This window comes from Nonomuraea maritima (genome assembly GCF_900100395.1).
In the GTDB taxonomy this organism is placed as follows: Bacteria; Actinomycetota; Actinomycetes; order Streptosporangiales; family Streptosporangiaceae; genus Nonomuraea; species Nonomuraea maritima.
In genome coordinates this window covers 163,882-189,913 of the sequence record NZ_FNFB01000002.1, presented here as the reverse complement: position 1 = coordinate 189,913, position 26,032 = coordinate 163,882, and the positions used below count along the sequence as shown (strand labels likewise).

22 protein-coding genes are annotated in these 26,032 nt (G+C 71.9%); 14 read left to right on the top strand and 8 right to left on the bottom strand.

Annotation, left to right across the window (positions count from 1 at the left end; genetic code table 11):
• The first annotated feature begins 155 nt into the window (after positions 1–155).
• On the top strand, positions 156–1,190 hold the full coding sequence (glpX, locus tag BLR04_RS04480; protein WP_090759873.1) for a class II fructose-bisphosphatase: 1,035 nt from the start codon (positions 156–158) through the stop codon (positions 1,188–1,190).
• Positions 1,191–1,211: 21 nt separating this feature from the next.
• Here glpX and BLR04_RS04475 read toward each other — a convergent pair whose 3' ends face one another.
• Positions 1,212–1,862, bottom strand: a complete 651-nt coding sequence (locus tag BLR04_RS04475) for a DUF1707 SHOCT-like domain-containing protein (protein WP_176902931.1) — start codon at positions 1,860–1,862, stop codon at positions 1,212–1,214.
• 196 nt (positions 1,863–2,058) lie between these two features.
• On the opposite strand from BLR04_RS04475, the gene BLR04_RS04470 reads away from it, so the two are divergent.
• Positions 2,059–2,763, top strand: a complete 705-nt coding sequence (locus BLR04_RS04470; protein WP_176902930.1) for a DUF998 domain-containing protein — start codon at positions 2,059–2,061, stop codon at positions 2,761–2,763.
• 100 nt (positions 2,764–2,863) lie between these two features.
• Positions 2,864–4,033, top strand: coding sequence for an MFS transporter (locus tag BLR04_RS04465; protein ID WP_090759868.1), 1,170 nt, complete (start codon positions 2,864–2,866; stop codon positions 4,031–4,033).
• Positions 4,034–4,037: 4 nt separating this feature from the next.
• Here BLR04_RS04465 and BLR04_RS04460 read toward each other — a convergent pair whose 3' ends face one another.
• Together BLR04_RS04460 and pdxR are read right to left on the bottom strand one after the other, a co-directional pair.
• Positions 4,038–4,973 (bottom strand): Gfo/Idh/MocA family protein, encoded by a 936-nt coding sequence (locus BLR04_RS04460; RefSeq protein ID WP_090759865.1) that lies wholly within the window; start codon positions 4,971–4,973, stop codon positions 4,038–4,040.
• 49 nt (positions 4,974–5,022) lie between these two features.
• Positions 5,023–6,420 carry a MocR-like pyridoxine biosynthesis transcription factor PdxR gene (pdxR, locus tag BLR04_RS04455; RefSeq protein ID WP_090759864.1) on the bottom strand — a complete coding sequence of 466 codons (1,398 nt, stop codon included), beginning with the start codon at positions 6,418–6,420 and terminating at the stop codon, positions 5,023–5,025.
• A 68-nt stretch (positions 6,421–6,488) separates the two neighbouring features.
• On the opposite strand from pdxR, the gene BLR04_RS04450 reads away from it, so the two are divergent.
• Together BLR04_RS04450 and BLR04_RS04445 are read left to right on the top strand one after the other, a co-directional pair.
• Positions 6,489–7,364, top strand: a complete 876-nt coding sequence (locus BLR04_RS04450; protein WP_090759863.1) for a DMT family transporter — start codon at positions 6,489–6,491, stop codon at positions 7,362–7,364.
• Positions 7,365–7,430: 66 nt separating this feature from the next.
• Positions 7,431–9,083, top strand: coding sequence for a fumarate hydratase (locus tag BLR04_RS04445; RefSeq protein ID WP_090759861.1), 1,653 nt, complete (start codon positions 7,431–7,433; stop codon positions 9,081–9,083).
• Position 9,084: 1 nt separating this feature from the next.
• Here the strand turns inward: BLR04_RS04445 and BLR04_RS04440 are convergent, their stop codons facing one another.
• On the bottom strand, positions 9,085–9,597 hold the full coding sequence (locus tag BLR04_RS04440; protein WP_245740024.1) for a GNAT family N-acetyltransferase: 513 nt from the start codon (positions 9,595–9,597) through the stop codon (positions 9,085–9,087).
• Positions 9,594–9,782, bottom strand: coding sequence for a DUF5999 family protein (locus BLR04_RS04435; RefSeq protein WP_090759859.1), 189 nt, complete (start codon positions 9,780–9,782; stop codon positions 9,594–9,596). The genes BLR04_RS04440 and BLR04_RS04435 overlap by 4 nt, the downstream gene beginning before the upstream one ends.
• A gap of 784 nt (positions 9,783–10,566) precedes the next feature.
• Here BLR04_RS04435 and BLR04_RS04430 point away from each other — a divergent pair.
• The 3 genes from BLR04_RS04430 to BLR04_RS04420 all read left to right on the top strand — a co-directional run bounded on the left by BLR04_RS04430 (position 10,567) and on the right by BLR04_RS04420 (position 14,895).
• A complete protein-coding gene (locus tag BLR04_RS04430; RefSeq protein ID WP_090759857.1) occupies positions 10,567–11,685 on the top strand; it encodes a serine/threonine-protein kinase in 1,119 nt (372 codons plus the stop codon).
• A 35-nt stretch (positions 11,686–11,720) separates the two neighbouring features.
• Entirely contained in the window at positions 11,721–13,442 is a 1,722-nt protein-coding gene (locus BLR04_RS42240; RefSeq protein WP_090759855.1) for a serine/threonine-protein kinase, read from the top strand.
• 67 nt (positions 13,443–13,509) lie between these two features.
• Positions 13,510–14,895, top strand: a complete 1,386-nt coding sequence (locus tag BLR04_RS04420; RefSeq protein ID WP_090759853.1) for a class II fumarate hydratase — start codon at positions 13,510–13,512, stop codon at positions 14,893–14,895.
• A gap of 5 nt (positions 14,896–14,900) precedes the next feature.
• On the opposite strand, the gene trpD is transcribed toward BLR04_RS04420, so the two are convergent.
• Positions 14,901–15,953, bottom strand: coding sequence for an anthranilate phosphoribosyltransferase (trpD, locus tag BLR04_RS04415; protein WP_090759851.1), 1,053 nt, complete (start codon positions 15,951–15,953; stop codon positions 14,901–14,903).
• A 239-nt stretch (positions 15,954–16,192) separates the two neighbouring features.
• On the opposite strand from trpD, the gene BLR04_RS04410 reads away from it, so the two are divergent.
• Genes BLR04_RS04410 through BLR04_RS04390 form a run of 5 tightly spaced genes read left to right on the top strand, consistent with a single transcriptional unit; the run spans position 16,193 to position 22,319 of the window.
• Positions 16,193–16,945 carry a 3-hydroxybutyrate dehydrogenase gene (locus tag BLR04_RS04410; RefSeq protein ID WP_090759849.1) on the top strand — a complete coding sequence of 251 codons (753 nt, stop codon included), beginning with the start codon at positions 16,193–16,195 and terminating at the stop codon, positions 16,943–16,945.
• A gap of 16 nt (positions 16,946–16,961) precedes the next feature.
• On the top strand, positions 16,962–18,845 hold the full coding sequence (locus BLR04_RS04405; protein ID WP_090759847.1) for a helix-turn-helix domain-containing protein: 1,884 nt from the start codon (positions 16,962–16,964) through the stop codon (positions 18,843–18,845).
• Between the two features lie 31 nt (positions 18,846–18,876).
• A complete protein-coding gene (locus BLR04_RS04400; RefSeq protein ID WP_090760721.1) occupies positions 18,877–20,151 on the top strand; it encodes an MFS transporter in 1,275 nt (424 codons plus the stop codon).
• Positions 20,148–21,152 carry an alpha/beta fold hydrolase gene (locus BLR04_RS04395; protein WP_090759845.1) on the top strand — a complete coding sequence of 335 codons (1,005 nt, stop codon included), beginning with the start codon at positions 20,148–20,150 and terminating at the stop codon, positions 21,150–21,152. Before BLR04_RS04400 ends, BLR04_RS04395 begins: the two co-directional genes overlap by 4 nt.
• Entirely contained in the window at positions 21,153–22,319 is a 1,167-nt protein-coding gene (locus BLR04_RS04390) for an alpha/beta hydrolase family protein (protein ID WP_090759844.1), read from the top strand.
• Here the strand turns inward: BLR04_RS04390 and BLR04_RS04385 are convergent.
• On the bottom strand, positions 22,307–24,295 hold the full coding sequence (locus BLR04_RS04385; protein ID WP_090759842.1) for a glycosyltransferase family 2 protein: 1,989 nt from the start codon (positions 24,293–24,295) through the stop codon (positions 22,307–22,309). The genes BLR04_RS04390 and BLR04_RS04385 overlap by 13 nt on opposite strands.
• A 70-nt stretch (positions 24,296–24,365) precedes the next feature.
• Complete coding sequence (locus tag BLR04_RS04380; protein ID WP_245740023.1) at positions 24,366–24,989, bottom strand: aggregation-promoting factor C-terminal-like domain-containing protein; 624 nt, start codon at positions 24,987–24,989, stop codon at positions 24,366–24,368.
• Positions 24,990–25,351: 362 nt separating this feature from the next.
• Between BLR04_RS04380 and BLR04_RS04375 the strand changes: the two genes are divergently transcribed.
• Positions 25,352–26,026: a response regulator transcription factor gene (locus BLR04_RS04375; protein WP_090759840.1), complete on the top strand. Its 675-nt coding sequence runs from the start codon at positions 25,352–25,354 to the stop codon at positions 26,024–26,026.
• Positions 26,027–26,032: the final 6 nt, after the last annotated feature.

The following is a 26,032-nucleotide window of genomic DNA, read 5'->3' as shown; positions in this document are numbered from 1 at the left end:
CGGCGGGGCGGCACGCTCCATGGTGAAGGCGAGACCCGTGGCGCGCACATGGTATGGCGCAAAATCCGCGCTCCGCTAGGAGATTATCCCCCTCCGACCGGGATGAAGAGCGGCAACTACCATCAGATGAGACGTCCCACGAGGAGGCCAGCATCATGTCCGACCAGACTTCCGTGCCGCCACCGCTCGCGACGAGCGAGCACGCCCCTGATCGCAACCTGGCGCTGGAGCTCGTCCGCGTCACCGAGGCCGCCGCGATGGCGGCGGCCCGGTGGGTGGGCCGGGGCGACAAGAACGGCGCCGACGGCGCCGCGGTGAACGCCATGCGCCAGTTGATCAACACCGTGTCGATGAACGGCGTGGTGGTCATCGGTGAGGGCGAGAAGGACCACGCCCCGATGCTCTTCAACGGCGAGCACGTCGGCGACGGCAGCGGACCCGACTGCGACGTGGCGGTGGACCCCATCGACGGCACCCGGCTGACGGCGCTGGGCATGCCCGACGCGGTGTCGGTGATCGCGGTGAGCGAGCGCGGCTCGATGTACGACCCGTCGGCGGTGTTCTACATGGAGAAGCTGGTCACCGGCCCAGAGGCGGCCGACGTGGTGGACATCGAGGCTCCCGTGGCGCACAACATCAACGCCGTGGCGCGGGCCAAGCACTGCTCGCCGTCCGACGTGACCGTGGTGGTGCTCGACCGTCCGCGGCACGAGCGGATGGTCAAGGAGATCAGGGAGACGGGCGCCCGCATCAAGTTCATCGTCGACGGCGACGTGGCCGGCGCGATCATGGCGGCCCGTACGGGCACCGGCATCGACCTCATGATGGGCGTCGGCGGCACCCCCGAGGGCATCGTGGCCGCGTGCGCGCTCAAGTGCCTGGGCGGGGTGATCCAGGGCAAGCTGTGGCCGCGCGACGACGCCGAGCGCTCCCGCGCGATCGACGCAGGGCACGACCTCGGCCAGGTGCTCACCACCAACGACCTGGTCCGCTCCGACGACGTCTTCTTCGCCGCCACCGGCATCACGCAGGGCGAGCTCATGCAGGGCGTACGGTTCCGCTCCGGCGCGGCGATCACGCAGTCGCTGGTGATGCGCGGCCGGTCGGGCACCATCAGGAAGATCGAGAGCGAGCACCAGCTTTGGAAGCTGCGCGCGTACAGCGCGATCAACTTCGACACGGCGGGCTGAGCGCCGGACGGCCGGGCCGGGTCAGCGGCGGCGCTTGCGGCGTGGGGGTTCCTTGACCTTGACCTCGCCGGCGAAGTTGGTGGTGCGGACCTCGACGACCGGCGCGCCCGGTTCGGTGGGCTGCTTGGTGAGACGGACGGTCTTGTCCTTGGCGACCCTGATCACCTCAAGGCCCTCGGGCACGTGGATCTCCAGGCCGCCGAAGACGAGGGTGGCGTTGATGACGATGCGCCGGTTCTGCAGGATCGCGTCGCGGAAGTCGAGCTTGGTGGTGCCGAACATGGCGGTGACGCCCAGCTCGGCCGGCACCACCCAGCGGCCCCCGCGCTCCTCCTTCTTGAACACGGCCGACACCGGGCGGCCGTCGAGGTTGAGCGGCTGCTCCTCGGCGGGCAGCAGGTCCTGCGTGAGGGCGGCCAGCTCGCCGAGCGTGCGCGCCGCGTAGAGGGTGCCGAGGCGCTCGTCGAGCTCCTCGATCGTGATCCGGCCGTCGGCGTGGGCGTCCTGGAGGACCTGGGCGATGCGTTCGCGGTCGGCGTCGGACGCGCGCAGCTCGTGCGGTTGCGGCAGGTCGGGTCGCGAGGGTGGGCGGCGGGCGGTGACCCATTCCTCGGCCAGCCGCTCTCCGACTTCCTGCAGTTTCGGCAACCACGAGCCCGAGCGTTCGTTCACACTTCTGACGATATCCGCCGACAGCCCTGGACGCTCTGCCTAAATCGGACAGCATCGGTGGATCCTCGCGAGCAGTCCGGCGATCCCCTCGGCGAGCATCACGTTCGCCTCGGCGTGGCGGTCGAGCAGGCGCCCTCCTGGACGGAACCCCCTTCGGGACTCGTCCGTTGGTCCATGGCGAAAGGGAGGTGTCGGCGTGCATCGAGCGGCGCGGTGGGGTCTCGGCGCGGCGGGTGCGGGGGTCGCGCTGATCGCGGGCCTGGAGGTCGCCGCCCTCGACGAGATGAACCCGGTCAGGCGGACCATCAGCGAGCACGGCCTCGGCCCCGACGGCTGGGTGTTCGCACTCGGAGTGGGGCTGCTCGCGGCAGGGTCGGCCGCCATCGCGGTGTCGCTGGCACGCAGGGGGCTGGCCGGTGTCCTCGGCACCCTCGCGCTGCTGGGCTGGAGCGCCGGGCTGCTGGTGACGGCGGCGTTCGAGAAGCACGACTGGTCGGTGGGGCCGAGCATGAGCGGCAGCATCCACCGGGTGGGCAGCTTCGTGGCCTTCCTGTGCCTGCCCGCGGCGGTGATGATCATCGCGTGGCCGTGGCGGCGGTTGCGGTCGCGGGCCGCGCTGGTGGCGTTCGGGCTGGGCGTGTGCTCGCTGCTGTGGGTGGCGGGCATCGGCACGGCGATGCTCGTCGGGGCGAGCAACGGGCTGGCGTGGTGGCGGGTCATGCCGCTGGGGCTGGTGGAGCGGGGGCTCGCGGTGACCGAGGTCGCCGCGCTGCTGGCCCTCGGCATGTGGGCGGCCGCACGGCCCGTCCCCTCCCCGTCCGCGCCGCCCTGCCCCTCTCCGGCCGCGCCGCCCTGCCCCTCTCCGACCGCGCGCGGGCCGGTCACTCCCCCGCCGCACTGACGGCGCCGCGGAGAGCGGTGGACGGGGTCTGGCGGAGCGGGGTGGCAGGGGCTAACCTGACCGCGCCTCACGTTTGATTCCCCCCGATCAGGAGGCCACCGTGCCGTCCTCACGTGATCGCCAGGCCCGTCTCGCCACGTACGTCGTCTACGGCGTCCAGGGGCTCTCGTTCGCGTCCCTGCTCGTCCAGGTCGCGAACCTGCAGACCAAGCACGGTGTGGACGAGGGCACGCTGACGCTGCTGTTGCTGATCGTCCCCGTCTTCGCGGGGGCGGGCAGCGTCGCGGCGGGCGCGTTCGCCGCCCGGCTGGGGAGCAGGCTGCTGCTGCGGGTCGCCCAGCCGCTGCTCGCCGCCGCCGTCGTGCTCGCCGGGCTCGCGCCCGACCTGATGCTGCTGGTGGCGGCGCTGCTGCTGTTCGGGGTGACCGTCGGCGCCGTGGACGCGGGCATGAACATGCAGGGCGTGGCGGTCGAGCGCAGGTACGGCGTCGAGGTGCTGAACGGTTTCCACTGCGTGTGGAGCGCGCTCGGCATGACGGCGGCGCTGTGGGTGTCGGTGACCGCAGGACTGCCGTTGGAGCTCGTCATGGCGCTCCCGATGGTGCTCGCGGTGGCCGGCTCGCTCTACGCGGGCCGCCACCTGTGCTCGCCGGAGGAGGAGAAGGCGGCGACCCCGGCCGGCACGCCCGCCACCGGCCGGTTCCCGTGGCGGCCGATCATCCCGCTCTGCCTCGCCATGGGCTTCCTGTACGTGTGCGACGCCGCCGTCTCCAACTTCAACACCGTGTTCATGAAGGACGTCCTGGAGGCGGGCCCGCGGGTCATCCCGCTCGCCTACGTCGCCTACCAGGCCGCCACGCTGGCCGTACGGCTCGGCGGCGACGTCGCGGTCCGCAGGTACGGCCCCGCCGCCGTGGTCAGGATCGGCGGGGTGCTCGCGGCCCTCGGGTTCCTCGGCGTGGTCGCCGCCCCGAACCAGGTGCTCGGCATCGTCGCGTTCGGGCTGGCCGGGGTGGGGCTCGCGGTGGTGGCGCCGCAGTCGTTCTCGGCGGCGGGACGGCTCGACCCGGCGGGCACCGGCGTGGCCATCGCCCGGGTGAACCTCTTCAACTACGTCGGCTTCATCGTGGGGGCGGCCCTGGTGGGCGGGCTCGCGGAGGCCGTGGACATGCGGGTCGCGTTCGCCGCGCCGCTGCTGCTGTCGGGCGCGATCATCGCGCTCGCTTCTGGCTTCGAGCCCAGGCGGGCGGCGGAGACGTCACCCGCCTGACGCCTCATCGCACCTCGTGGATCTCGACGGGACGGCGCGCGCGCAGCGACAGGTCGGCGGCCTCGGCGATGTAGAGGGCCTCGAGGGCGTCCTCGATCGAGCACGGGTTCGTCTCGCCGCGCAGGAAGCAGTCGATCTCGGCCCAGTACGCGGTCTCGAACCGGGTGAGGAAGTCGGGCCAGGGACGGCGCGGACCTGGCAGGCCCTCCGTCGAGTGCAGCGGGGCGCGGGGGCCGAGGCCGACAGCATGGGTGCGCCGGGTGCCGGCCAGTTCCATGCGTACGTCGTAGCCGCCGCCGTTGTAGCGGGAGCCCTGCAGCGTGGCGAGCGTGCCGTCGTCCAGGGTGAGCAGGGCGGCGCTGTTGTCGACGTCGCCCGCCTGCGCGAAGATCGCGGCGCCCCGGTTGGCGCCGGTCGCGTACACCGACCTCACCTCGCGGCCGGTCACCCAGCGCAGCGCGTCGAAGTCGTGGATGTGGCAGTCGCGGAAGATCCCGCCCGACTGGGGGATGTAGTCGGCGCGCGGGGGCACCGGGTCGGCCGTCACCATGTGCACCCGGTGCAGCTCGCCCAGCTCCCCTGAGCGCAGCGCCTGCGCGGCGGCCACGTAGCCGGGGTCGAACCTGCGCTGGAAACCGATCTGCACCCGGTGTTCCGCGCAGGCGTCCAGCACCTTGACGGTCTCGCTGAGCGTGGGCGCGACCGGTTTCTCGCAGAAGGCGGGCACTCCTTGGCGGGCCGCCCTGAGGATCAGGTCGGCGTGGGTGGCCGTCGGGGTCGCGATGACCACCACGTCGGCGTCGAAGGGGTCGCCCTGCTTGCCGTACGGCGACGTACGGACCGGGTCGGCCACGATCAGCTCGTCGACCAGCGGGTGCGCGGCCAGGGTGGCCGCGTGGAAGGCCCCTATCCGGCCCAGCCCGAGCAGTCCCACACGCATGGCGCCTCCAACCTCATGGTCCGTTTCTTTCTAAGCGACTTTTTGTCCCTCAGTCAACCTTTTGTCCTGACATATGAGCTTTCAAGCCGCGGATCGCGTCCGCGGCCTTGTGCGTGGGCAGGCGGGCGAAGCCCACCGCGACCGCCGGCGGCCCCGCGCTCTCCCGCATCGGCCCCACCGGCTCGGCCGACAGCCCGTGCTCCGTGGCGATCCGCGCGGCGCGCTCCTCGTCCCAGCCGTCCGGCAGCTCCAGGTACAGGTGCAGGCCCGCCTCGATGCCCCCGACCCGGACGCCGGGCAGCTCCTCGGCCAGCGCGGTCACCAGCGCGTCACGACGACGGCGGTACTCCCGGCGCATCCGCCGCAGGTGCCGGTCGTATCCGCCGGTACGCAGGAAGTGCGCGAGGGCGTACTGCTCGACGACCGGGGAGCCGAGGTCGAGCTCGCCCCGTGCGCGGCGGACGGCCTCGGCCAGGTCGGGCGGGGCCGCCACCCAGCCCAGCCGCAGGCCGGGCGCGAGCGCCTTGCTCACGCTGCCCACCAGGACCACCCGGTTGGGCGCGAGGCCCTGGAGGCAGCCGACGGGCTCGCGGTCGTAGCGGAACTCGGCGTCGTAGTCGTCCTCCAGGACGACCCGGTCGCCGGCGTGGGCCCACTCCATCAGCGCCGCCCGGCGCTCGGGCGACAGCACCACGCCGGTCGGGAACTGGTGGGCGGGCGTCACGAGCACGGCGTCGCCGCCCAGCCGCCGTACGTCGAGGCCCTGCGCGTCCACCGGGACCCGGACGAGCTGCGCGCCCGCCCGCCGCAGCAGGGGGATCTGGCGATGGCTCACCGGGTCCTCGACCGCCAGCCGTACCGGACGCTGCCCCACCAGCACGTGCAGCACCAGGCTGAGCCCCTGGGCGACCCCGCCCACGATGACGAGGTGCTCCGCGCGCACGTCGGCCGCCCGCACCCGCCGCAGGTAGCCGGCCAGCTCTTCCCGCAGCTCGGGCACGCCGCCAGGGTCCCCGTAATCGAGAGCGTCCGAGGGTACGGTGGCGAGGACGTGCCTGACGGCCGACAGCCAGCGTTCGCGGGGGAAGTGGCCGAGGTCGGGGGAGGTGGGGCGATGACCGTAGAACGAAGCGTGCGCAAGCCCGGGCGGGGCGCTTTCCTGCACCGTGGCGGACCGCCGGCGCAGACCGGCCCGTACGGCGCTCTTCCGCGCGACCCGGGTGCCGACGCCCACGCGCGAGACGAGGAACCCCTCGGCCACCAGCTGCTCGTACGCCTCCACCACCACTCCCCTGGAGACCCGCAGGTCGGCGGCGAGGTCGCGCGACGACGGCAGGCGGGTGCCCGGAGCGAGCCGCCCGCCGCGGATGGAATCGCGCAGCTCCGACGCGACCTGCCCGGAGATGCCGCCCTTGGCACGATCTATCTGGATATGAAGGTCGGCCATGATGGTCCTGTCTTCCGGGCGGACGTCGGGCTGTTTCCGCGAACCACCGTCTTCCTAGCATCCGTCGCATGAGGAACGGCATCGTGGGGGCCGCCACGGCCATGTTCCTCGTCGGGACGCTGGCCGGGGTCTCGGGGCTCATCGACTCCTACCCCGTGTACGGCGGGCAGGCCCTCCGCTACTTCGTGGCCGCGATCATCCTGCTCGTCGTCACGCGCGTGCTCGGCCTGCGGTTCGTCCGCCCGACGGCGCGCGAGGCGCTGTGCCTCGGCGGGCTCGCCCTGCTCGGCCTGGTCGTGTTCAACGTGTGCGTGATCGAGTCCACCCGCGCCTCCGGCCCCGCGCTGGTCGGCACGGTACTCGGCACCGTGCCGCTCGCCCTCGCGCTGGCCGGCGGGCGCCCGGCGCCGCGGGTGCTGGCCGGGGCGTGCGTGGTCGTAGCCGGGGCGACGCTCGCCACCGGGCTCGGCAGCGGCAACGCCACCAGCCTGCTGTGGGCGCTCGGCGCGCTCGTCGGCGAGGTGAGCTTCTCGCTGCTCGCCATCCCGCTGCTCCCCCGGCTCGGGGCGATCAGGACGTCGGCGTACTCCACGACGCTCGCCGTCCCCATGCTGGCCGCGATCGGGCTGGCGACGGAGGGGACGGGCATCCTGCGCACCCCGACGCCCGCGGAGGCGTTGGGGCTGGCCTACCTGGCGATCGTGGTGACGGTCGTGGCCTTCTTCCTCTGGTACAAGTCGCTGCCCAGGCTCGGGCCTGGGCGGGCCGGGCTGTTCGCGGGGCTCATCCCGGTGGCGGCCATCGTCACGGGAGCGGTGCTCGGGGTGGCGATGCCGTCGGCGTACGACCTGCTGGGGGCGGGCCTGGTGGTCGCGGGCATCCTCGTGGGGCTCAGCCGCAGGAACCCGGCGGCGGGCACGGTCGTCAGCCCGTCGGAGGCGTGAGCCCTCGGTCGCTCCCCAACGGGCGCCCAAGGGCGCGTAATCTCTTGGGGGACCGAAAGGATGGACATGGGCGAGTTCGACTACACCGACCTTCTTCCGCTGGGAGCCGACGACACCGAATACCGGCTGATCACGACGGAGGGGGTGCGGAAGGTCGAAGCGGCTGGGCGTACGTTCCTCGAGGTCGACCCCGAGGCGTTGCGACTGCTGACCGAGACCGCCGTCCACGACATCTCCCACTACCTGCGCAGCTCCCACCTCGCGCAGCTGCGGAAGATCATCGAGGACCCCGAGTCCAGCGGCAACGACCGGTTCGTCGCCCTCGACCTGCTGAAGAACGCCTCCATCTCGGCCGGCGGCGTGCTGCCCATGTGCCAGGACACCGGCACCGCGATCGTCATGGGCAAGCGCGGCCGCCACGTGCTGACCGACGGCCGTGACGCCGAGCACGTCTCGCGCGGCGTGTACGACGCCTACACCAAGCTCAACCTGCGCTACTCCCAGATGGCCCCGCTGACCATGTGGGAGGAGAAGAACACCGGCAGCAACCTCCCGGCCCAGGTCGAGCTGTACGCCGAGGACCCCCACGGCCACCCTGACGAGTACAAGTTGCTGTTCATGGCCAAGGGCGGCGGCTCGGCCAACAAGTCGTTCCTGTACCAGGAGACCAAGGCGGTACTCAACGAGACGCGCATGATGGCCTTCCTGGAGGAGAAGATCCGCTCGCTCGGCACGGCGGCCTGCCCGCCGTACCACCTGGCCATCGTCGTGGGCGGCACCTCCGCCGAGTACGCGCTCAAGACCGCCAAGTACGCCAGCGCCCGCTACCTCGACTCGATCCCGACCGAGGGCTCCGAGTCCGGGCACGGGTTCCGCGACCTCGAGATGGAGGCGAAGGTCTTCGAGCTCACGCAGAAGCTCGGCATCGGCGCGCAGTTCGGCGGCAAGTACTTCTGCCACGACGTACGCGTCATCCGCCTGCCCCGTCACGGCGCCTCCTGCCCGGTCGCCATCGCGGTGTCCTGCTCCGCCGACCGCCAGGCGCTGGCCAAGATCACGCCCGAGGGCATCTTCCTGGAGCAGCTGGAGACCGACCCGGCGCGGTTCCTGCCGGAGACCACCGACGAGCACCTCTCGGACGACGTGGTCAACATCGACCTCAACCGTCCCATGCAGGAGATCCTCGCCGAGCTGTCGAAATATCCCGTCAAGACGCGCCTTTCCCTCACCGGTCCTCTTGTCGTGGCCCGCGACATCGCGCACGCCAAGATCTCCGAGCTGCTCGACAACGGCGGCGAGATGCCGCAGTACCTCAAGGACCACGCCGTCTACTACGCCGGTCCCGCCAAGACCCCCGAGGGCTACGCCTCCGGCTCCTTCGGCCCGACCACGGCCGGGCGCATGGACTCGTACGTCGAGCGCTTCCAGGCGGCCGGCGGCTCGATGGTGATGCTGGCCAAGGGCAACCGCTCGAAGCAGGTCACCGAGGCGTGCCAGAAGTACGGGGGCTTCTACCTGGGCTCCATCGGCGGCCCGGCCGCCCGTCTGGCGCAGGACTGCATCAAGAAGGTCGAAGTGCTCGAATACCCCGAGCTGGGCATGGAGGCGGTGTGGAAGATCGAGGTGGTCGACTTCCCCGCCTTCATCGTCGTCGACGACAAGGGGGAGGACTTCTTCACCGACCGTACGGGGCCGGTGCTGAGCATCGGCCGTCGCTGACTCAGACCAGCACGCCGAACGGTGCCGGGTAGGCGATCGTGCCGCCCGGCACCCGCCCCGAGTCGTCGAGGACGAGCGCCATCATGGCCTCGTCCGGCACGTCGAAGGGCGCGCGGACGCCGTACAGCGAGGCGGGGACGAACCCGAACCGCGGGTAGTAGGACGGGTGCCCGAGCACGAGCACGAGACTCTCGCCGAGGTCGCGGGCGGCGGCGAGGGCGCCTTCGATCGCGGCCGTCCCGGCGCCCTGCCGCTGGTGGGCGGGGAGCACGGCGCAGGGGGCGAGTGCCAGGGCAGGCACGCCGCCGATGTGGCAGCGGGTGAGGAGCGCGTGCGCGGCCACCAGGCCGTCGCGCTCGGCCACGTACGACAGCCCCTGAATCCACGCGGGGCTGTCGCGCAGCGCGTCGACCAGGTCGGCCTCGGCCGGCGTGGAGAACGCGGCCATCTCGATCGCGCGGACGACCGGGATGTCGCGCCGCTCCTCCGGCCTCGCGACCCAGGAGGCGCTCACGCGGCGACCGCGGCGCGGTGCGGCGCGACGACCGAACCGTCGGGCAGCAGCATGCCGGTGTCGTCGAACAGGACGACGCCGTTGCAGAGCAGGCTCCAGCCCTGGTCGGGGTGAGCCGCGATCACGTGCGACCGCTCCCGGTCGGGAGAGTCAGCATCCGGGCAAACAGGAATGTGTCTGCACATTTCGCACCTCTCACTTTGCGCTTCCGGCGGAGTCAAAAAGGCAGTTTCCGCCCCGACGGCGTGCGAAGGTCCAGCGAGGCCTCGGTCGGCTTCCTGGGCCGGCGTGGGACCTGGATCTGGCGCGTCTTCATCACGTCCTCCAACGGTCTGTTCAAGCCTGTTGTCAGCGGTTCGACCTGGGCGTCAGTACCAGCCTGGCATTCAGGGGCGGCGCTTTGCCGCGGTCTGCGGGAGCGTGCCGGCTTTCACGGTTCAACCATGCCCCCACCCTCTTACCGGATCCTTACAGCTCGCTGACAGGACTCCGTGGGTATATGCGTGTCAGCCTGCCGCAAACGGGAAAAGCCCCTACCGGGCATCATGCACAAACCGCGGCCCGATGACTGTGCCGATGGACACATCGGGCGGGCCGCCGCTCGCGTGCATGGCGTCCGTACCGGCCAAAACAGGCACTCGTACGGAGGTAAGCCGCCCTGTGCGATCGGACCGATCCGACATCCGGCCTGTCACCCACAGGACGCGAAGGACGGTCGGCGGGCCGCCGCAGGGCGGGCGATCCGGGCCGGACGGACGCGTCCCGGCACGCCGGAGAAGGCCACTTCCGCACCCGGTCGGCGCGCTGTGGCGCGGCGGCCGACTGAGCCGTGGCACAGGGCCACCAACTGGGTGGATGTGGCCCTGACCTTTGCTGACGTGACGAGTCAGGCGGGATGACTGAACTTCGCAACAAATTATCGGCCCCGCCTCTACTGGTCGGTTTACACAAATAGGTAAGCTGCCTGCCATGCGTGCGCCCTCCGGTTACCTCCTCGCCGCGCGCTATCGGCTGATGGAACCGGTCGGACGCGGCGGCATGGGCACCGTGTGGCGGGCGCACGACGAACTGCTCGACCGCGACGTCGCGGTCAAGGAGGTACGGCTGCCGGCCGTGCTCGACGAGGAGCTGCGCGCCGAGCTGTGCGCGCGCACCGAGCGCGAGGGCCGGGCGACCGCGATGGTCGCGCATCCCTCCGTCATCACCGTCTTCGACGTGGTCACCGAGGACGACCGGCCCTGGATCGTGATGGAGCTGCTCCGCGCCAAGTCGCTGGAGCAGATCATCCAGGAGGAGGGCCCGCTCCAGCCGCGCCTGGCCGCCGAGATCGGCCGGCAGATCCTCGGGGCGCTGCGGGCCGTGCACGCCAAGGGCATCCTGCACCGCGACGTCAAGCCCAGCAACGTGCTGGTGACGGAAGACCGCGCGGTGCTCACCGACTTCGGCCTGGCCGCGCTCGAGGGCGACGTGTCCATCACCCAGGCGGGCATCGTGCTCGGGTCCGCCGGCTACATCGCGCCAGAGCGGGTGCTCGGCGCCAAGGCCAGCCCCGCGGCCGATCTGTGGTCGCTCGGCGCGACCCTCTACACCGCCGTCGAGGGCAGGGGCCTGCACGGCAGGCGTACGGCCGCCGCCGCGCTCGCCGCCCTCACCACCGGCGAGCCGATCCCCATGAGCAAGGCCGGCCCGCTCGCGCCGGTGCTCGACGCGCTGCTGCGCATCGACCCCGCGACCAGGCTCGACTCCGTACGGGCCTCTCTCATGCTGGCCCGCGTGGCGGCGGGCGGGTCGGCGGAGGAGCCGCTGCCGCCGCGCAAGCCGTCACGACCGTCGCGGCCGTCGTCCGTGGGCGCCCAGACGCCTTTCCCCCGCCGGCCGTCGCACCGCGGAATGCACCGCGCCGAGACCACCGGGCCGCAGGTCAGCGTGCCGTCGCCGCGACAGGAACGGAAACCCGGCGAAGGCGTTCACCGTAGGCGCGGAGAATCTCGTCCCGCTCCGTCTACTTATGTCCGTTTCAAGGCGACGGTGATAAAGTTGTTCCTTCCTCGACGGTTCTGGCCCCGAGAACTTCGCAAGCGAGGGTAAAGCACTTCCCAATCGAGAATAGATATCGTCGTCTCATGCCGGAACAGCAGAAACGCCTGCTCGCGGACCGTTACGAGCTCATCGCCCCCATCGGCCGGGGCACCATGGGCACCGTGTGGCGCGCCCGCGACCGTGCGCTGGGCCGAGAGGTCGCGGTCAAGGAGATCCGCCAGGATCCGGGGCTCACCGAGGAGCAACGAACCGAGCTGCGCGAACGCATGGTCCGTGAGGGCCGCCTCGCCGCCCGGATCAGCCACCCCGCCGTCGCCGCCATCCACGACGTGCTGATCCACGACGGCAGTCCCTGGATCATCATGGAACTCATCGAGGCCCGCTCGCTGGAGCAGGTGATCGACGAGGAGGGCCCGCTGCCGCCGCGCCTCGTCGCGGAGATCGGCGTCGACCTGGTGGGCGCCCTGCGCGCGGCGCACGCCCAGGGCATCACGCACCGCGACGTCAAGCCGGCCAACGTGCTCATCACCGAGGGCGGCCGGGTGGTGCTGACCGACTTCGGCATCGCCAAGTCCGAGGGCGACCCCCGGCTGACCAGGACGGGCATGGTGATCGGCTCCCCCGGCTACACCGCCCCAGAACGCGCCAGAGGCGAGTACACCGGGCCCGAGTCCGACATGTGGTCGCTCGGCGCGACGCTGTACTTCGCCGTCGAGGGACGTCCCGCCTACGAGCGGGCCACCGTCGCCGAGACGCTGGCGGCGCTGCTGTCGGAGAGCACCGACCCGCCCACGCAGGCGGGGCAGCTGCGCCCGGCGCTGAACGGGCTGCTCAACAAGGACCACCGGCAGCGGCTCAGCGCCGCGAAGGCGGAGACCATGCTGCGCATGGTCGCCGACACCCCCACCAACGAGATGCCGGCGATGACGGCCGAGGCTGTCAGGGCGCAGGAGGCCGCTTTGCCCGACCGTAACCCGAAGCCCCCGACCACCGGCCCGTACGCCCCGCGGCCTGCCGGCACGCCGTACCCGCCCGCTCAGCCGTCCGCACAGCCGGCCGCACAGCCGACGGGCGCACCGAGCCCGCAGCGGCCCGCCCAGCCGACCGGCCCCGGGCAGCAGCCGCCCGTACGGCAACCCGGGCAACAGCACGGGCAGCAGCCAGGACAGCCCGGGCAGGCCCCAGCCGGTCACGGCGGCCCGCCGGCCGGACACCCCGGCGCTCCCCAAAGACCGCCCGCGCCGGGGCCCCAGCCGGGCTCAGGGCCGCAGCGGGTCGGGCCCCCGTCGGGGCCGCAGCCGGGCTCAGGGCCGCAGCGGGTCGGGCCCCCGTCGGGGCCGCAGCCGGGCTCAGGGCCGCAGCGGGTCGGGCCCGCGTCGGGGCCGCAGCGGGTGGGGCCGCAGGGTGCGCCCGACGGCGGCGTCACCGTGCCGAACATGCCCCCGCCCGGACGTCCCCCGCAGGGGTCCGCGCCGTACGCGAACCCCGGTGAGGCGGGGTTCGACCCCGACCGGACGGTCCACGTCATGCGGCCGAAGTTCCCGACTCCCGCGCCCCAGCAGCAACAGCAACCGGCACGGCGTCCCGAGCAGCGCCCCGACCAGCGCCCCGAGCAGGCCCCGCGGCCGCAGGCTCCCGAGGGGCCGTACGCGGGGCACGGGCTCGGCACCGACCTGTTCGCCATCGCCGGGCCGCCGGAGAAGGAGTCCAAGGGCAACCGCAACGGCATGCTGCTGCTCATGGGCGTGGCCGCCGCCGCTGCCGTGCTGATCGCCATCCTGATCGTGGCCTTCATCACCAGCTGACGGCCATGACGCTCGTCCCGGCCCGCCTCCCCGCCCGGGCCGGGAGGCGTGGGACAGACTGGGAGTCATGAGCGAGTTCAGAATCGAACGTGACTCGATGGGCGAGGTCCGCGTCCCCTCGGGGGCCAGGTGGCGCGCGCAGTCCCAGCGAGCGGTGGAGAACTTCCCGATCTCGGGACGCCCCCTGGAGCCCGCCCACATCGCGGCGCTCGGCCTCATCAAGGCGGTGGCCGCCGAGGTCAACGGCGAGCTCGGCGTCATCGACAAGGACATGGCGGAGGCGATCGCGCAGGCGGCCGCCGACGTGGCCGACAACGAGCACGACGACCACTTCCCGATCGACGTCTTCCAGACCGGTTCGGGCACCTCGTCCAACATGAACGCCAACGAGGTCGTCGCGACGCTGGCCGAGGAGCGGCTGGGCCGTCCGGTGCACCCGAACGACCACGTGAACGCCTCGCAGTCGTCCAACGACGTGTTCCCCACCTCGATCCACGTGGCGGCGGCCACGGAGGTGACCTACCACCTGCTGCCCTCGTTGCGGCACCTCGCGGAGGCGCTGCGGGCGAAGTCGATCGAGTTCGCCGGCGTGGTGAAGGCGGGGCGCACGCACCTGATGGACGCGACGCCGGTGACGCTGGGCCAGGAGTTCGGCGGGTACGCCACGCAGATCGACCACGCCGTCGTCCGCGTCACGACCGCGCTGGAGAGCGTGCTGGAGCTGCCGCTCGGCGGTACCGCCGTGGGCACCGGCATCAACACGCCGCCGGGGTTCGCCGAGGAGGCCGTCAGGAAGCTGCGTGAGGCGACCGACATCCCGTTCGTCGAGGCGCGCGACCACTTCGAGGCGCAGAGCGCGCAGGACTCGATCGTGGAGCTCTCGGGCCAGCTCAAGGTCGTGGCCGTGTCGCTCGTCAAGATCGCCAACGATCTGCGGTGGATGGGGTCGGGGCCGCGGGCCGGCCTCGGCGAGATCAACCTGCCCGACCTGCAGCCCGGGTCGTCGATCATGCCCGGCAAGGTCAACCCCGTCATCCCCGAGGCCACGGCCATGGTCGCGGCCCAGGTCATCGGCAACGACGCGGCGATCACGTTCGCGGGCGCGTCCGGCTCCTTCGAGCTGAACGTGCAGCTGCCGGTCATCGCGCGCAACATCCTCGAATCGATCAAGCTGCTGGCGAACGTGTCGCGGCTGCTCGCCGACCGCTGCGTCCTGGGCATCACAGCGAACGTCGAGCGCCTGCGCGAGTACGCCGAGTCGTCACCGTCGATCGTCACCCCGCTCAACCGGTACGTCGGCTACGAGGAGGCCGCGAAGATCGCCAAGCAGGCCCTCCAGGAGCGCAAGACGATCCGCGAGGTCGTCATCGAGCGCGGCCACGTCGCCAACGGCACCCTCACCGAGGAGCAGCTGGACGCCGCGCTCGACGTCCTGTCCATGACGAGGCCCTGACCGGGCTACCCGCGCGCCGCCGCGGCCCTGGTGGCCTCGGCCCAGCGGTCGAGCAGCGCGAGGGCGGCGCCGGAGTCGACGGCGTCGGCCGCGCGCTTGACGCCTCCCTCCAGGGCCGAGGCCAGCTCGGCCGCCGGCGGCGTGCCGTCGGCGGCCACCAGCGCGGCGGCCGCGTTCAGCAGCACGATGTCGCGGACGGGGCCGCGCTCGCCGCCCAGGACGGCACGGGCCACGTCCGCGTTCTGCTGGGCGTCGCCGCCGCGCAGGTCGTCGCGCCCGGCCCGCGGGATCGACAGGTCGAGCGGGTCGAACGACGTCGGGGTCACCGTGCCGCGCCGTACGACCCAGACGGTGGACGGGCCGGTGGTCGTCAGCTCGTCGAGCCCGTCGTCGCCCCTGAAGACCAGCGAGGAGCCGCCGCGCTCGGCCAGCACCCCGGCGATGACCGGCGCCATCGCCGCACTGTGGACGCCGACCGCCTGGGCGGACGGCAGCGCCGGGTTGGTCAGCGGCGCGAGGATGTTGAAGACCGTGGGGACGCCCAGCTGGCGGCGCGCCGCCGAGGCGTGCTTCAGCGCCGGATTGAAGACGGGCGCGAAGCAGAACGTGATGCCGACCTCCTCCACCACCTCGACCACGCCCGCGGGCGGCAGATCGATGACCACGCCGAGCTCCTCGAGCACGTCGGCGGAGCCCGCCCTGGACGAGGCGGCCCGCCCGCCGTGCTTGACGACCTTGGCGCCCGCGGCGGCGGTCACGACGGCGGCCATGGTGGAGATGTTCACGGTGTCGGCACGGTCGCCTCCGGTGCCGACCAGGTCGACCGGTTCGCCGGGGACACGGATCGCGGACGCCCTCGCGAGCATGCCGTCGGCGAGCCCCGCCAGCTCGGCGACGCTCTCGCCCTTGGCGCGGAGCGCGACCGCGAACGCGGCGATCCGGGCGTCGCCCGCCCGCCCGGACATGATCTCGCCCATGGCCCACGCGGCTTGGCGGGAGGTGAGCGACACGCCGTCGAGCAGCGTGGTGAGCAGTGTCGGCCAGGTGGTGGAGGCCATGTGCGTCCCTTCTCGTCGGTGCTCGACGGGGGGACACCCACCGGAAACGGTGACGGCCGCCTCGCCGAGGCGGCCGTGGTGCGCATGCTCAGGGGGCCGCCTAGGAGGCGGGCCACCACTGGGACAGATGCGCGAACACGGCGTCAACCTAGCACAGATGGTGATCCACATATGCCGACGCCCAGCTATGTCGGCGGCACCCATGCGTCACGGCGGAAGGAACGCCTAGGGTTCGGGTTATGGCGAAGGATCTGACGGGGCGGACCGCGCTGGTGACGGGGGCCGGGGGCGGCATCGGAGCGGCGTGCGCCAGGCGGCTGGCCGCCGAGGGGGCCCGGGTGCTGGTGGTCGACATGCGGGCCGAGCCCGCCGAGCAGGTGGCCGCCGAGATCGGCGGCACGGCCGTGGTCGCCGACCTGAGCGAGCCGGGGTTCGTCGACTCCCTGCCCGGCGAGCCGATCGACATCGTGGTGAACAACGCGGGGTTCCAGCACGTGGCCCCGATCGAGGGCTTCCCTCCCGAGGTGTTCTCCGCCATCCTGCGGGTCATGGTGGAAGCGCCGTTCCTGATCGCGCGCAAGGTGCTGCCCGGCATGTACGAGCGCGGGTGGGGCCGGTTCGTGAACATCTCGTCGGTGCACGGGCTGCGGGCCTCGCCGTACAAGTCGGCGTACGTGACGGCCAAGCACGCGCTGGAGGGGTTCTCCAAGGTCGTCGCCCTGGAAGGGGCGGCCCGCGGGGTGACCTCGACGTGCGTCTGCCCGGCGTACGTGCGCACGGCACTGGTGGAGGCGCAGATCGCCGACCAGGCGAAGGTGCACGGCATCTCACCGGACGAGGTCGTCGAGTCGGTCATGCTGGAGCCCGCCGCGATCAAGCGGCTCATCGAGCCCGAGGAGGTGGCCGAGCTGGTCGCCTACCTGTGCGGCCCGGCCGGCTCGTTCGTCACCGGCGTCTCCCTGCCCGTCGACGGCGGATGGACCGCCCGCTAGTGAACCGGTCACCCTTTTGAGCGCGCGGCGGTTTCTCGAGCTGCTGGCCCGGGAGGCGTCCGCGGTCGAGTTCGAGGGGCCGATCATCGAGGCGCGCGCGGCCGGCGCGGACGCGGCCACGATCGAGGAGCTTGAGCAGGCCAAGGTCGAGGCGTTGCGGGTGCGGGCGCTGCTCAGGCGGCGGGCCAGGCGCGAGGCGGAGCTGTCGGCGCTGTACGACACGGCCGGCGACCTGGCCGCCCTGCGCGACCTCGACGCCGTGCTCGAGGCGATCGTGCACCGGGCCAGGCAGCTGCTGGCGACCGACATCGCATACATGACGTTGCACGATCCCGAGCGCAGCGACACCTACATGCGGGTCACCGACGGGTCGATCTCGGCGAAGTTCCGCGCGGTGCGGCTGCCGATGGGGGCGGGGCTGGGCGGGCTCGTGGCGCAGACCGCGGTGCCGTACGCGACGGCCGACTACTTCGCCGACGCCAGGTTCCGCCACAAGGACGACATCGACGAGGCCGTCAAGGAGGAGGGCCTCGTCGCGATCCTCGGCGTGCCGCTGCGGCTGGGGCAGCGGGTCATCGGCGTGCTGATGGCGGCCAACCGCAGCGCGCGGCCGTTCCACCAGGAGGAGGTCGCGCTGCTGGCCAGCCTGGCCGCGCACGCCGCCGTCGCGATCGACAACGCGCGGCTGCTGCAGGAGACGAGGAACGCGCTGGAGGAGCTGTCGCAGGCGCACCGGAAGGTGCGCGAGCACGGCGAGGCGGTCGAACGGGCGGCGATGGCCCACGACCGGATGACCTCGCTGGTGCTGCGCGGCGGCGGCATCGAGGACGTCGCGGCGGTGGTGACCGACGTGCTGGGCGGGTCGCTGGCGGTGCTCGACGACGCGGGCCGCCCGATCAGCGGCGACGTGGGCGAGCTGGACGCGGGCGTGTTCGAGGCGGCGCAGGCCTCGCGGGCGCTGGGCCGTACGGTGCGGCGTGCCGACCTGCTGATCGCGTCGGTGGACGTCGGCGGCGAGCCGCTGTGCACGCTGATCCTGCGCAGCGACGACGCCGACGAGCACATCCTGGAGCGGGCGGCGCTGGTGTGCGCGCTGCTGCTGCTGTTCCGCCGGAGCGTGGCCGAGGCCGAGGGCCGGGTCAGGGGCGAGCTGCTGGACGACCTGATCACCCGTCCTGGCTCCCCCGGGCTGGCCGACCGGGCGCGCAGGCTGGGCGTCGACCTGGGGGCGTCGTACGTCGTGGTGGTCCTGCGGCACGGCGGCCAGCGGGAGCGGGCGGCGTTCTGGGCGTCGTCGCAGGCCACGGTGCGGCAGGGGCTGGCCGCGGGCCGCGGCGACGAGGTGGTGCTGCTGCTGCCGGGCGACGGCGCGGGCACCGTCGCGCAGCGGGCGGCGGCCGAGCTGACCGCGTCGCTGCACACGCCGGCCACGGCAGGCGCGTGTCACGTGCCGGCCGGGCCGCGCGAGGCGGGGAACGTGGCGGCCGCCTACCAGGAGGCGCGGCGGTGCGCCGAGGCGCTGATCGCGCTGGGGCGGACCGGCGGCGGCGCGAGCGCGGCCGAGCTGGGGTTCGTCGGGCTGCTCGTCGGCGACGGCCGCGACGTGCGCGGCTTCGTCGGACGCGTGCTCGGGGCCGTGATCGACTACGACGCCCGCCGCGGCACCGCCCTGATCGCCACGCTGGCCGCGTACTTCGGCACGGGCGGCTCCCCTTCGCGTACGGCCGAGGCCATGCACATCCACGTCAACACCGTCACGCAGCGGCTCGACCGGATCGGCAGGCTGCTCGGCGACGGCTGGCTGGAGCCGGAGCGGGCGCTGGAGATCCAGCTGGCGCTCCGGCTGCACCGGCTCGGCCACACATCCACCCCGGAGACTGTGGGTCCCGAGCCCATATGAGTGACGCCGGTCACTCCTTACCGTGACCGGCATGGCCACTTCCATCAAGAAGATCGTCGCCGCGAGCCTGATCGGCACCACCATCGAGTGGTACGACTTCTTCCTGTACGGCTCGGCAGCCGCTCTCGTGTTCAACAAGCTGTTCTTCCCCGAGTCCGATCCGCTGACAGGCACGTTATTGGCGTTCCTCACGTACGCGGTCGGCTTCGTCGCCCGCCCGCTCGGCGGCCTGGTCTTCGGCCACTTCGGCGACCGGATCGGGCGTAAGACCCTGCTGGTCGTCAGCCTGCTGATGATGGGCGCCGCGACGTTCCTGATCGGCTGCCTGCCGACGTACGAGACGCTCGGCCCGGCCGCGGCGCTCGTGCTGACGTCGCTGCGGCTCGTGCAGGGCTTCGCGCTCGGCGGCGAGTGGGGCGGCGCGGTGCTGATCGTCTCCGAGCACGGCGACAACGCGCGGCGCGGCTTCTGGGCGTCGTGGCCGCAGGCGGGCGCGCCGGGCGGCAACCTGCTCGCGACCGGCGTGCTGGCGGCCCTCGCCGCCCTGCAGTCGGAGGAGGCGTTCCTGTCGTGGGGCTGGCGGGTGCCGTTCCTGCTGTCGGGCGTCCTCGTGCTGATCGGGCTGTGGATCCGGTTGACGATCAGCGAGTCGCCGGTGTTCCAGCAGGCCCCGCCCGAGGAGCGGGCGCCGATCGTCGGGGTGCTGCGCCACCACGCGAAGGACGTGGTCATCGCGATCGGCGCGCGCATGGCGGAGAACATCTCGTTCTACCTGCTGACCGTCTTCGTCATCACGTACGCGACCACGAACGACATCCCCAACTCGACCGTGCTGAGCGCGGTGCTCATCGCCTCGGCCATCCACTTCGTCACGATCCCGATGTGGGGCGCGCTGTCCGACCGGGTCGGCCGCCGTCCGATCTACCTGGCGGGCGCCGCCGGCATCGGGGTGTGGATCTTCGCGTTCTTCCCGCTCGTGGACACCGGCAACTTCCTCGCCATCACCCTGGCCGTCACCGTCGGCCTGCTCTTCCACGGCATGATGTACGGCCCGCAGGCCGCCTTCTTCTCCGAGCTGTTCGGCACGCGGATGCGCTACACCGGCGTCTCCATCGGCGCCCAGCTCTCGGCGATCGTGGCGGGCGCGCTGGCCCCGATCATCGCCGTCGCGCTGCTGCGCGAATACGGCACGAGCGTGCCCATCTCGATCTACCTCGGCCTGGCGGCGGTGCTCACCCTGGGAGCGGTCTACGCCGCCCGCGAGACCCAGGGCAGCGACCTCGCGGAGAGGACGCCCGCGCGATGAAGGTGACCACCCAGAGGCTTTCCCAGCACGTCCACACCGTGGACGGCCGGACGGACGGCGAGCCGGTGCTGTTCGTGCACGGCAACGTCTCCTCGGGCGCGTTCTGGCGCGACAGCATGGCGGCGCTGCCCGAGGGGTACCGTCCGCTCGCGGTGGACCTGCGCGGGTTCGGCGAGACGGACCCGGCGCCGGTGGACGCCACCCGAGGGCTGCGCGACTACAGCGACGACGTGCTGGAGCTCGTCGACGCCCTCGGACTCGACGGCGTCCACCTGGTCGGCTGGAGCATGGGCGGCGGCGTCGTGCTGCAGGCGCTGCGCGACCGGCCCGCCGTCGTCAGGAGCGTGACGCTGGTCAACCCCATCTCGCCGTACGGCTTCGGCGGCACGGAGGGGCCCGACGGCCGGCTCACGCACCCCGACGGCACGGGAGCGGGCGCCGGTGCCGCCAACCCTGACTTCGTGACCCGCCTCCAGGCCGGCGACCTGTCGGAGGAGTCGCCCACGTCGCCGCGCAACGTCCTGCGATCGTCGTACGTGAAGGACCCGGCGAGACTCACCGACGAGGACTTCTACGTACGGTCGATGCTCACCACCCGCGTGGGCGAGGCCCACTACCCGGGCGACGCAGCCACCTCCGGCGCCTGGCCCGGCGTGGCGCCGGGCAAGACCGGCGTACTCAACGCCATCGCGCCCACCCACTTCCGCCTCGACCACCTGCACGAGATCCACCCGAGGCCGCCCATCCTGTGGATCAGGGGCGCCGACGACCTGATCGTGTCGGACACCTCGCTGTTCGACCTCGCCCACCTGGGCGCGCTCGGCGTCGTGCCCGGCTCCCCCGGCACCCCGGCCCAGCCCATGGTCACCCAGACCAGGACGGTGCTGGAGCGCTACGGCCACTACCGCGAGGTCGTGCTGGACGACTGCGGCCACAGCCCGCACCTCGAACACCCCGCCGAGTTCCAGCGCCTGCTGGCCGACCACGTGAAGGACGCGTAGATGTTCGTCGCACTCACCCTCGTCGCGAGCCTGCTGACCCCGGGCGGCGGGACGCCTCTCGTCGTGCCGGGCGCGGAACGCCAGGTCGTCGCCAGGCTGGACGACCTGACGACGGCCGGCACGTCGGTGACCGGGCACACCGACCCCTCCGACTGGGCCGGCCTGCACTCGGCCGCCACGGTCAACCCGACCGGCGTGCCCGGCGTCCAGATCGACGGCTACTTCCCCGACACCTCCACCGGCAACACCACGCACGGCTGGAACCACGACGCCCAGTTCGTCATCAGGCTCCCCGACAACTGGAACGGCGGCCTGGTCGTCACCGGCACGCCGGGCAACCGGGAGCAGTACGCCAACGACTACACGATCTCCGACTGGGTGCTGGCCAAGGGGTACGCGTTCGCCGGCACCGACAAGGGCAACGTCGGCGTGAACTTCTACGAGGACGGCCGCAGGCCGGGCGACGCCATCGCCGAGTGGAACGACCGCGTCACCGAGCTCACCGTGGCCGCCAAGGCCGTGGTCGGCCGGCACTACGGCCGCCGCGTCAAGCGGACGTACGCCGCCGGCATCTCCAACGGCGGTTACCTGGTCAGGTGGCAGCTGGAGAACAAGGGTCACCTGTACGACGGCGGCATCGACTGGGAGGGCACGCTCTTCCGGCTCAAGGGCGACAACCTGCTCAACTTCCTGCCGAAGGCGCTGAAGGCGTACCCGGACGGCAAGGGCGTGTACGCCGCGGGGTTCGCGCCCGGCTCGGAGTTCCTGTGGCAGTTCCACCGCGACTACTACTGGGAGCTGACGCAGGAGATCTACCAGAAGGAGCTCGACCCCTCGTACACGGGCGCGCCGGCCGACTACGACTACGACAGGCGCAAGCCGTACGCGGCGATGGCGAAGATCGCGCTCACCGGCCGGATCACCAAGCCGCTGATCACCCTGCACGGCACGCTCGACACGCTGCTGCCGATCTCGCGTGACTCCGACGTCTACGCCAAGATGGTCGGCCCGCACCGGCCGTTCCGCTACCACCGCGTGGAGGGCGGCAACCACCTCGACAGCCTCGTCGACGTCTACCCCGACCAGCTCAAGCCCATGCTCCCCGTCTTCCGCAGCGCCTTCGAGGAACTCGAGGCCTGGACAGGGAAGCCGCGTCAGGACAGGTAGCGGTGCCGTCCGGCGCGCGCCCAGCGGACCAGGTGGCGCGCACCGGGCAGCCGGCGGCCGAGGCGGTGCAGCACGGTGTCCCGGCCGAGGGGCGAACGCGGGCGCAGGGCGCTGCCGGAGGGTCTCGCCCGCACCTTCCCCCCGCGTACCTCCAGCTTGAAGCGCAGCCCGACCTCCTCCTCGGGGCTGCGCAGCGAGCACGTCCAGCCGCCGGTGCTGAGCTCGCCGCTGCCCGCCATGCGCTTGACCGGCACCTTGGCCACGAGCTGCCCGGCGATCCTGCCGGGCACCCCGGCCTCGACCAGGGCGGGGACGCTCACCTCGCGATCGCGCCGCCCGAGGCCGCGCAGCACCAGCTCCAGCGGCGGGCCGCCGCTCGGCGGCACGTACGGCACCGGCAGCACGACGTACATGTTCCCGTCGAGCTGCTTGAGTGACACGCCGGGCGACACCAGCGCGATCGACTCGGTGAACGAGCGCGGCTCGATGGCCAGGCCCAGGTCGCCGTGGTCGCTCCAGCAGGGCACCACGAGCCGCGTCCTGGGCCGCTGGGCCAGCACGCCGAGGCAGTTGAGCGGCCCCTCGGCGCGGCCGACGCGGGCTCTCGCCTGGTTGGCGCCGCTGTACATCCGTACGTGGACCTCCCACTGCCCCGACGTGAGCGGCTCGCCGAGGGCGGCGCTGGTGACGTCCAGCCGGGCCTCCCCCTTGATCTGCACCCGGACCTGACGGCGGCCCTCCTTGACCTGTGCCACGTGCTGGGTCAGCGGCAGGAAGTGGACGACGCCCGTCCGGGCGTGGCGGACGTACACCTCCATGCGGGCGCGCTCGACCGCCTCGGTGATGTCGGTGACGCCGTCGGAGACGTTCCTGAGGTCGAGGGCGCGCGGCGGGACCCAGTGGATGCGGTCGCCGTCGAGGCGGTACCGGTCGGGCGTGTTGTCGCGGTTCACCATCTCGGCGGTCAGCGCGAGCACGAGGACGTGCGCGTCCCAGCGCACCTCGGTCAGGTCGGCGCGCAGTTTGGCCCGAACGCCGAAGTTCGCCATGAGCACGATCTGGTCGAGCCGCCCGGCGCGGACGTAGGCGGCGATCAGGCGGAGCTGGACCGGCAGGTACGCGTCCAGCCGCTCGTGGAACCGCTTGGTGACGAGCTCCTGCACGACCCGGAAGTGCACGCCCCGGTCGACGGACGACTCGGCGAACCTGGTGGTGAGCAGCGGGCGCAGGGCGGCGTGGCGGTACCAGTGGGCGTACATGCGGTCGCGCTGCCGGCCCTCGCCGACGTAGGTGTCGATGTCGTCGAGCAGCGCGTACAGCTCCGCGGCGATCGCGCGCGGCTTCTCCTCGGCGGGCAGGACCTCGCCGAGATGGCAGCAGACGTGCTCGGCCAGCACGGCGATGACCTTGGCGTGCAGGTACGCCCGCATGACGAACGCCTGCTCCGCCATCCGGCTGCCGCTCACGGAGAAGCCGAGGTCGTGCTGCTCCAGGAAGGAGCGGCGGTAGAGCTGCTGCGGCTGCAGCAGGGTGAGCAGCCGGTCGCGCAGGATGTCGGCGCGGGCGGTGCTGCGTTCGAAGGCGGTCATCGGCGGCCCCGATTCCCTGACCAGGCGGCCGATGAGCACGTCGGCGTCGGTCTCCACGGCGCGGTCGTGCATGCGCCTGAGTGCGTCGCGGTCGAGGCGGTCGCGCTGGCCGAGGAAGTAGACGTAGTCGCCGGTGGCCGCGGCGAGGCCGACGTTGCGGCCGCGCATCGGGGAGCCGGTGTGCGGGAGGTGCAGCGTGCGCACGTGGGGACGAGCGCCCGCGATGGCGTCGAGGCGTTCGGTGATGCCGTCCGTGGACCCGTCGTCCACGAAGATCACTTCGTATTCGTCCGCGGGCAGTGTCTGCTCCAGGGCGGAGCGGATGCACGCGTCGGCGGTGTCACCCGGATTGTGAACATTGACGATCACACTGACCTTCACACCCATGTGGCCAGGGTGCGACGGTATGGCGGGAGGGGCGCGGCGGCTTGCCGATTAGAGGAGCAAAGTTGACTCTCTAATACCAGCCGACGGACTGTGAATGACCCCACGCGGCACAGGGCGTGCCATAGCGGCCCTTGATGTAACCGAGCCCCCACTTGATCTGGGTGGCGGCGTTGGTCTGCCAGTCGGAGCCTGCGCTCGCCATCTTGCTGCCCGGCAGCGACTGCGGGATGCCGTACGCGCCCGAGTAGCGGTTCATCGCCCGCTCGTTCCAGCCGCTCTCCTTCGTCCAGAGCGACTCCAGGCAGCCCCACTGGTCCTGGCCGAAGCCGAACGAGGCGAGCATGCCCTTGGCGGTGGCCTTGTTGCTGCCCGGCGAGGGGGTGCTGCCGGGCGGGAAGTTCGTCGCCGGGAAACCGCCGCCGGACGGGGCCTGCTTGGGGACCACCCACTTGAGGCCCTTGCCCGTCCCGGTGCGGCCCTCCTTGAGCTGCTGGGCACGGAACGCCTGCTCGGCGGCCGCCTTCATGGCGTCGTTCTCGGGGTCGGGCGCGGCCAGGTCGCCCGAGGCGAGCTTGCCGAGATCGGTGAGGCTGAACTGCTGGGCGTCGGACCGGTTGGCGTTCTCGACGGCCCTGTTGAAGACGAACGCGCCGCCGGCGCCGACGACGGCCAGCGACACGACCGCGATGATCACGCGCTTGGGGGTGAAGGGGGAAGGCCGGCGCGACCGGCGCGCCGCAGGGCGGTCGGCTTCCTGGGGGCGCTCTTTCAGCTGCGGACGCGGGCTCACGAACCATGAGCTTGCCCTGTACTAGGGGGTGGTCCGCAACCGAAACGCGGGAATTCGTTGCCGCAACCTTTGCTAAGTGGCTGCTTAGCCCGATTTTTCGCAAATATTGTGACGTTGGTCACATAAGGCGCTGGCTCCCCTTCGGGCGCCCGTACCGAAGGGGAGTCGCCTTCAGGTTGGTGGGCGCACGTCGGAGTCTGTTCAGGACCGCGTCACAGTTTGGTGACTTAGTTCGGTCATATGGAGCATTCAAGAATAATATCCGCGTGGCTGGCATCCTCCTCGTCGAAGACGACCCCTCGGTCCGCACGGCCCTCGAACTCGCGCTGGCCCGTCAGGGACACTCCGTCACCTCGTACGCCACCGGCGAGGAGGCCCTCGACCACATCAGGGCCCGCCGCCCCGAGATCGCCATCCTCGACGTCATGCTCCCCGGCATCGACGGGGTCGAGGTGTGCCGCCGCATCCGCAAGCTCGACCAGCTCCCCGTCATCCTCCTCACCGCCCGCGGCGACGACCTCGACGTGGTCGTCGGGCTGGAGGCGGGCGCCGACGACTACGTGGTCAAGCCGGTCGAACCCCGCGTCTTAGACGCCCGCATCCGCGCTGTCCTGCGCAGGGCCGACTCCACGGCCTCCGACCGGATCACCTTCGGCGACCTCATGATCGACCGCGGCGCGCTCAAGGTCATGCTCGCCGGCAAGGAGGTCCACCTGACCCCGACCGAGCTGCGGCTGCTGCTGGAGCTCGTCCGTCACCCCGGCCAGGTGCTCAACCGCCGCTACCTGCTGCGCGTCGTCTGGGACCACACCCACATCGCCGACTCACGGCTCGTGGACGCCTGCGTCCAGCGCATCCGCGCCAAGATCGAACGCAAGCCCGCAGAACCCGTGTTCATCCATACGGTCCGCGGCTTCGGATACCGGTTCAACCCGCCGTGATCCCCA